Genomic DNA, 838 nt, shown 5'->3' with positions numbered 1-838 from the left:
TATTATTTTGATTTTTATAAACAAATTTATCATTTAAAGAAAAGAATTTATTTTTAGTAAAAATTCGATATATAAGTAATTTATTATCTGCAAGTCTATCTTTAATTAAAAAAGGTAAAGAGCTAAAATTTAAATTTTTATTTACTGTTTTTTTATTACTTTGTTTAGAAATAGAATTTTCATAACTATAAATATATTCTGGAAGTCAAGAAATCAATTGTTTATTTGATTCAGATATAAACTTTTTCTTACTTTCTACATCCAACATTAAATCATTATTAAATTCTTTATATCTTTCTTTTAATTGAGAATTATTTTTAAACATTTTATTGAGAGTTAAGACTATTTGATTATTTAGGGTTTGTATGTTTAAATTTTTAATTCTATTTTCAAAAACTCTTTTTAATTTATTTGTATCTAATTTTAAGTTGACTTCTATATTGAAATTATTTCATGCTCTTGCTGAATCATAAGAATCCAAAATGCTTACTGGTGCTTTGGAAAAACCCAAAAGTCTTAGAAAAGCATACTCATCTAGTTTTCATTTAGTCTTTGTTTTTATATGCATATGATTTATTGATAAAAAGTTTTTATCTTTGAGTCTGAGTGTAACATCTCCAACTTTATTTACTGTAAAATTATATTTCTGTTCTAAATCTGTTGTGAAATAATCATTAGAATTTTTCATTGTTTCTAAAACGTTTTCCACATTATATTTATCAATATAATTTTGACTAACATTTTTTTCTAAAGTAAGACCATTTTCGTCATTTTGCATAATGTATCAATTACTTTCATCATCATTAACAGAAACTTCGAAACCATTGTTTGATTTGTT

Annotated in this window: 1 protein-coding gene; it reads right to left on the bottom strand. The window is 21.2% G+C overall.

Annotated elements, in window-relative coordinates:
- Positions 1–838: hypothetical protein (locus tag ACXX88_RS04085; protein ID WP_458559671.1), on the bottom strand; the 838-nt coding region annotated here is incomplete at both ends.

It is taken from the genome of Mycoplasma sp. 5370, assembly GCF_054343435.1.
Note: the sequence above shows the minus strand (reverse complement) of the source record. Positions and strands in the feature narration are given on the sequence as shown.